The organism is Candidatus Propionivibrio aalborgensis (assembly GCF_900089945.1).
GTDB classification, from domain to species: domain Bacteria; phylum Pseudomonadota; class Gammaproteobacteria; order Burkholderiales; family Rhodocyclaceae; genus Propionivibrio; species Propionivibrio aalborgensis.
This window is the reverse complement of sequence record NZ_FLQY01000206.1, coordinates 1-6,231: the sequence shown is the minus strand read 5'-3', so window position 1 is coordinate 6,231 and position 6,231 is coordinate 1. Positions and strand designations below refer to the sequence as shown.

The following is a 6,231-nucleotide window of genomic DNA, read 5'->3' as shown; positions in this document are numbered from 1 at the left end:
GGGAGGGCATGACGCCCTTTAACTTCTTCAGCTTCACACCGGTCGGCTTGCTCATTCTCGTCGCCACGATCGTTTTCATCGTTCTGATCGGGCGCTTACTGCTACCAAAGGATGGCGGTCCGAAGGGCAATGCCCAGGACCGCCTCTCGCTAGAAGATCTGATCAGCGCCTACGGGGTCAAAGACCAGCTATTCCGGCTGTGCATCGAGTCCGATTCCCCTCTGGTCGGGCAAACCCTGGGACAGGTACAACTGCGAACCCGGTTTGACGTCATCGTAATCGGCCTGGAGCGACAATCGCGAGGTAAGCCGGTGGTTATGCCAGCACTTATCCAGACCGAGTACAGGGCCGGCGACATCATTTATCTGGCAGGGACAGAGCAACGGGTGGCCGAGTTACTGCATACGTTGGCAGGAATGCGGCGCCTGACCTTCGAGGCGCAGCAAAAACAGATTGTTGCTCAGGAACTCGGCTTGGCAGAAGTCTTGCTGACCCCGCGTTCCCGGCTTGTCGGCCAGACCATCAAAAATGCCCATTTCCGCGAACGTTACGGCCTGTCGGTGCTGGGTATTCTGCGCATGGGCCAACCCATGAGAGGTGATTTTCTCGCTACACGCCTGGATTTTGGCGATTCGCTTCTGGTTGGCGGCGGTTGGCGGCACATCGATCTCCTCCAGGCGGAGCAAACCGACTTCTCGGTTCTGACCATTCCTCGTGAGATGGACGAGGTGGCACCTTACCGGGAACGCGCGCCCTGGGCACTGGCTATCGTCGCCGGAATGCTGGGCCTGATGACATTCGACATCTTGCCGTCGGTTACGGCCGTACTCCTGGCAGGCCTGGCCATGGTCCTTGCACGATGCGTCACCATGGAAGAAGCGTACAAGTCGATCAACTGGCAAAGCATCATTCTCATCGCGGGCATGCTGCCGATGGCCACCGCACTCAACAAGACGGGCGCGCTGGAGCTCATTGTCACCGGCCTGGTAGAGAGCCTGGGAACGCTGGGGCCGATAGCGTTGATGGCCGGTCTGTTTGTGCTGACGTCGGTTTTCAGTCAGTTCATTTCCAACACTGCGACGGCAGTCCTGGTGGCACCCATTGCGCTGGGTGCGGCGACGAGTATGGAACTCTCTCCCTACCCCTTCCTGATGGCCGTGGCGCTCGCGGCGTCAACGGCTTTCTCCACCCCCATGGCCTCACCGGTAAACACTCTCGTTCTTGGACCTGGAGGCTACCGATTCAATGACTTCGTGAAAATGGGTGTCCCTCTGCAGCTCCTGGCCATGGCGCTGACCTTGCTGGTCGTACCGCTGATTTTTCCGTTTCGGTAATCCCTTATTGAGTATCCAGACTTCAATGTGCAAGCGTGGGTACAGGAACTTCGACCATGAGAAACAGAATCAAGCGTCAGTACGAGCCTGGACTGGCAAAGTTCTCGAAGCGTGTGTACTCTCCGACAAAGGTCAGGCGCGTCATGCCGATCGGGCCATTCCGCTGCTTACCGATGATGATTTCGGCGCTGCCCTTGTCCGGCGTGTCGGGATTGTAGACTTCGTCGCGGTAGATGAACATGATCACGTCGGCGTCCTGCTCGATGGCACCCGATTCGCGCAGGTCGGACATCACGGGACGCTTGTTAGGGCGCTGCTCCAGCGAGCGGTTGAGTTGCGACAATGCGACCACCGGAACATTAAGCTCCTTGGCCAGACTCTTCAGCGAGCGCGAAATTTCCGAGATCTCGGTCGCCCTGTTTTCACCCTGTCCGGAGACTGACATCAGTTGCAGGTAGTCGATTACGATCATGCCGAGTTTGCCGCATTGCCGATGCAGCCTGCGTGCACGCGCACGCAGGTCGATCGGGTTGAGCGCCGGCGTCTCGTCGATGTAGAGCGGCGCCTCGTGCATCTTGCCCAACGCAAAAGACAGGCGCGACCACTCGTCGTCATTGAGGCGGCCGGTGCGTACGCGATGTGCATCAAGCCGGCCGACGGAGGAAAGCATGCGCATGGCCAACTGCGTACCGCCCATCTCCATTGAGAAGACGGCAACGGGCAAACCGACTTCAATGGCCACGTATTCGGCCATATTCAGCGCGAGCGAGGTCTTGCCCATTGACGGACGACCGGCGATGATCAAGAGATCGCCGGGCTGCAGACCCGAGGTCTTCGAATCAAGATCGTGGTAGCCGGTCGGCACCCCGGTGATATCCGATGGATTGTCACGATCGTGGAGTTCCTGAATGCGTTCGACCACCTGCGTCAGCAGCGGGTTGATGTGCTGGAAACCGGTCTGATGGCGGAAGCCACCCTCGGCGATGGCAAACACCCTGGCTTCGGCCTCGTCAAGCAGTTGCTTCGGATCGCGGCCGAGCGGGTTGAGCGCACTTCCGGCAATCTCGTCGCCAGCCGTGACCAACTGGCGTAGAACCGCCCGTTCGCGAACAATTTCTGCGTAGCGCCGGATATTCGCCGCCGACGGCGTATTGGCTGCCAGTTCACCGAGATAAGCCAAGCCACCGGTCTCGCCACCCTCTCCGGACAGATCAAGACTCTCTGCTACTGTAACCACGTCGACCGGTTTGTTGCGTTCCAGCAGCTTGCGGATTTGACGGTAGATGCGCTTGTGTTCATCGCGATAGAAATCGCTCTCGCCGACCAGGTCGGCAATCTTGTCGAACGCCGCGTTATCGAGCAACAATCCACCAAGCACCGATTGCTCGGCCTCAATCGAGTGAGGGGGAACGCGCAAATGCGCAATCGCCGGGTCGATCGGTGAGTTCAGTGAATGAGCTGAATTGGACGGCTTGGCCATAAAAGTTCCGGTACGGAAAGCGAGACAGGCAGGAAGGTGAGTTTACTCCGGACAACGCATACCACGATGCACTGAAATAAAAAAAGCCTTGCACCAGGGCAAGGCTTTTCAGCGGACGAGAACCGGGCCGCTTGCTTCCGTTACTGCTCGACAACCACGGCAACCTTGATGCTTGCCAACACGTCGGTGTGCAACGAGATTTCCAACGAGGACTCGCCTACCGTCTTGAGCGGACCCATCGGCATGCGAATATCAGACTTCTCAACATCGAAACCAAGCGCCTTGAGTCCGTCTGCAATGTCATGATTACCCACGGAGCCAAACAAGCGGCCGTCAACGCCAGCCTTGCGTGCAACAGAGACCAAGACCCCTTCCAGCTTTTCGGCAAATGCCTGGGCGGCCGCGAGTTTTTCCGCCGCGATCTTTTCAAGCTCGGCACGCCTGCCTTCGAATTCCTTCATCGCCAGCGGGGTGGCTCGCTTGGCTTTGCCTTGCGGAATCAGGAAATTACGGGCATAGCCATGCTTGACATTGACCAGATCGCCGAGGTTTCCGAGATTGACGACCTTCTCCATCAGAATTATTTGCATCGTCTTTTCCTCGATTATTGGTGATTGTCGGTATAAGGCAATAAGGCCAGAAAGCGTGCGCGCTTGATCGCCACCGACAGCAACCGCTGGTAACCCGCCTTGGTACCGGTCAGACGAGCCGGCATGATCTTGGCATTCTCAGCGATATACTCCTTGAACAGATCGACATCCTTGTAGTCGATTCCATCCATCTTTTCGAGACTGAAGCGGCAGAATTTGCGGCGCTTGAACAGGCCACTGCCACGTTTCTTGACGTTCTTGTCATCCTTCTTCTTGAAGAATCTACCCATTTTGATTTCCTTCTACAAATTCGATCATGGTTACGTGCAATCTCAGCTGTTTGCTGTTTTGGCTCCTGGCAGCGAGAAAGCCCGTCAATTGAACCGTTACTCCCGGTGTCGCTGCCTGTAGCCATCTGGCCGCCTCACCCAGACCAATAGCCCGGATTTCGCACTCAACACGCCTTGGACATCCCGCTTCGAACTGATCTGACTGGTGTCTGATCACGCATTCCGTGACCGGGACCGCGGCTGGAGTAAAGCGTAGCGCCTTGCGCTCGATCAATATTCCGGTGAGTTCAACGCGGTTCAGCTGAGCCTCAACATTCAGGCAAGCGACTCGGTTTCGGTGCTGGCGTCATCTGCAACGTCTTCCCGAGTTTCCATCATCGACTTGGATTTCTCTTCCTTCATCATCGGTGATGGCGTGGTTACGGCCTTCTTCATCTTGATGGTAAGGTGACGAAGTACGGCATCGTTGAACTTGAAGCCATGCTCCAGTTCAGCGAGCGCTTCACCATTGCACTCAATGTTCATCAGAACATAGTGAGCCTTATGCAGCTTCTGAATCGGGTAAGCAAGCTGACGGCGCCCCCAATCTTCGAGACGGTGCATTTGCCCTCCATGGGTGGCTACAAGAGCCTTGTAACGCTCGACCATCGCCGGAACCTGTTCACTCTGGTCCGGATGGACGATAAAAACTATTTCATAATGACGCATGAACACTCCCTATGGTTAAAGCCCCCCTTCATGCGAAAGGTGGAGCAAGGTGGAAAACCGGACATTATAGCCGATCTACGGTTTAAACATCCATACGATTTGTATCCCGGCCAATACAGAGCCCCGACCAGCCGATCAGACTGGAGTCAGTCAGACCGGCTGGTCGGGATAACGCGAAATTTCACGTCATCCGCTGTGCATCAAGCAGCTTTGTTACCCAGCGCCTGTTGGAGCTGTTCGAGCGCTGCCGGATCTTCAATCGTCGTCAGATCGCCTGGATCACGCCCTTCCGCCAACGCCTGAATGGAACGACGCAGCAGCTTGCCCGACCGTGTTTTGGGCAGCACGCTCAAGAAGTGCACACGACTCGGGCGGGCAATGGCACCGAGGTTGTCGTCCACTACTTTAAATACCGCCTTCTCAAGCGCCGTGCGAAGCTCCGGAGTTGCTATCGATGCTGCATCCTTGACCACCGCGAAGGCCATCGGCATCTGGCCCTTCAGCTTGTCAGCGACACCGACTACAGCCACTTCGGCGATAGCGGGATGAGCCTGGATCGCCTCTTCGATCTCGCGCGTTCCGAGACGATGTCCCGCCACGTTGATGACATCGTCGGTACGGCCAAGAATGTAGTGATAACCGTCTTTGTCCTTGATGCCCCAGTCGAACGAGGAGTAAACCTGCGGCTCCTTGAACAGCGTGAAGTAGGTCGAAACGAAGCGGTCATCGTCGCCCCAGACCGTCGAGAGACAACCGGGTGGCAGCGGTGGCACGATGGCGACAATCCCCTTTTCATCCGGATCGCAGATGGTGCCGTCCTCGCGGAAGATCCTGAGGTCGTAACCGTAAACCGGAAAGCTGGGCGTACCGAAACGGATCTCGGTTTTCTCGACACCCGGCATCGCCGAGAGTATCGGCCAGCCGGTCTCGGTTTGCCAGTAGTTGTCGATCACCGGCAAGCCGAGTTCGCCCATGATCCACTCGTGTGTCGGTTGATCAAGCGGCTCACCCGCGAGGAACAAGTGCTTCAGGGACGACAGATCGTATTTGTGCATGTACGAGCTGTCGTGCTTCTTCAGGACGCGAGCCGCCGTCGGCGCCGAGAACATGACGTTGACCTTGTACTTCTCGACGATCTGCCACCAGATACCGGGATCGGGACGCAACGGTGTTCCCTCGTACATGATGGTGCACATGCCGGCAATCAGCGGGCCGTAAACGATGTAGGAGTGACCAACGACCCAACCGATATCAGAGGTTGAGAAATAAGTCTCGCCTTCCTCGCCGCAATAGATGTTCTTGATCGAAGAGGCCAGCGCAACGGCATAACCTCCCGTATCGCGCTGCACACCCTTCGGCTTGCCGGTTGTGCCGGACGTATAGAGAATGTAGGAAGGTTCGGAAGATTCCAGCCAGGTGATCGGAACTTCGGCATCCATGAACTTCGCACGCAAGGTCGCGTAGTCGACGTCGCGACCTTCGACCTTGTTGAACCCCTTGTCGATGCCACGATCAACCATCAATACCTTGGCCGGCTTGTGTTGAGCCAGGGAAATGGCTTCATCGAGGAGGTTCTTGTACGGAACCGCCTTGCCAGCACGCATGCCGGCATCCGAGGAAACGATCAGCTTCGGCGTCGCGTCATCAATTCGCGTAGCCAGCGATCCGGAGGCGAAGCCGCCGAACACCACCGAGTGAATGGCGCCAATGCGCGTGCAGGCCAGCATGGCGAACGTGGCTTCGGCGATCATCGGCATGTAGATCAGAACGCGGTCGCCCTTGCCAACGCCAAGGCTCTGCATGACCGCAGCCATGCGCATGACCTCTTT

The 6,231-nt window shown here is 57.1% G+C and carries 7 protein-coding genes; 1 reads left to right on the top strand and 6 read right to left on the bottom strand.

The annotated features are described in order from the left end of the window. Positions 1 to 1,334, top strand: a 1,334-nt coding sequence (locus tag PROAA_RS10500; protein WP_186411293.1) for an SLC13 family permease, incomplete at its 5' end; no start/stop codon positions are given. A gap of 76 nt (positions 1,335 to 1,410) precedes the next feature. On the opposite strand, the gene dnaB is transcribed toward PROAA_RS10500, so the two are convergent. From dnaB to PROAA_RS10470, 6 genes are all read right to left on the bottom strand, one after another. After that, positions 1,411 to 2,814 (bottom strand): replicative DNA helicase, encoded by a 1,404-nt coding sequence (gene dnaB / locus PROAA_RS10495; RefSeq protein ID WP_186411292.1) that lies wholly within the window; start codon positions 2,812 to 2,814, stop codon positions 1,411 to 1,413. 140 nt (positions 2,815 to 2,954) lie between these two features. Beyond that, complete coding sequence (gene rplI / locus PROAA_RS10490) at positions 2,955 to 3,404, bottom strand: 50S ribosomal protein L9 (protein ID WP_186411291.1); 450 nt, start codon at positions 3,402 to 3,404, stop codon at positions 2,955 to 2,957. Between the two features lie 14 nt (positions 3,405 to 3,418). Further along, positions 3,419 to 3,694, bottom strand: coding sequence for a 30S ribosomal protein S18 (gene rpsR, locus PROAA_RS10485; RefSeq protein ID WP_186411290.1), 276 nt, complete (start codon positions 3,692 to 3,694; stop codon positions 3,419 to 3,421). Further along, positions 3,687 to 3,995: a primosomal replication protein N gene (gene priB, locus PROAA_RS10480; RefSeq protein ID WP_186411294.1), complete on the bottom strand. Its 309-nt coding sequence runs from the start codon at positions 3,993 to 3,995 to the stop codon at positions 3,687 to 3,689. The genes rpsR and priB overlap by 8 nt, the downstream gene beginning before the upstream one ends. A gap of 14 nt (positions 3,996 to 4,009) precedes the next feature. Further along, a complete protein-coding gene (gene rpsF, locus PROAA_RS10475) occupies positions 4,010 to 4,402 on the bottom strand; it encodes a 30S ribosomal protein S6 (RefSeq protein WP_186411289.1) in 393 nt (130 codons plus the stop codon). 200 nt (positions 4,403 to 4,602) lie between these two features. Beyond that, a partial coding sequence (locus tag PROAA_RS10470; RefSeq protein WP_186411288.1) for a propionate--CoA ligase occupies positions 4,603 to 6,231 on the bottom strand: 1,629 nt, incomplete at its 5' end.

Coding starts and splice junctions, on each gene's coding strand:
- dnaB (WP_186411292.1), bottom strand. CDS start 2,814: ATGGCCAAGCCGTCCAATTCAGCTCATTCACTGAACTCACCGATCGAC.
- rplI (WP_186411291.1), bottom strand. CDS start 3,404: ATGCAAATAATTCTGATGGAGAAGGTCGTCAATCTCGGAAACCTCGGC.
- rpsR (WP_186411290.1), bottom strand. CDS start 3,694: ATGGGTAGATTCTTCAAGAAGAAGGATGACAAGAACGTCAAGAAACGT.
- rpsF (WP_186411289.1), bottom strand. CDS start 4,402: ATGCGTCATTATGAAATAGTTTTTATCGTCCATCCGGACCAGAGTGAA.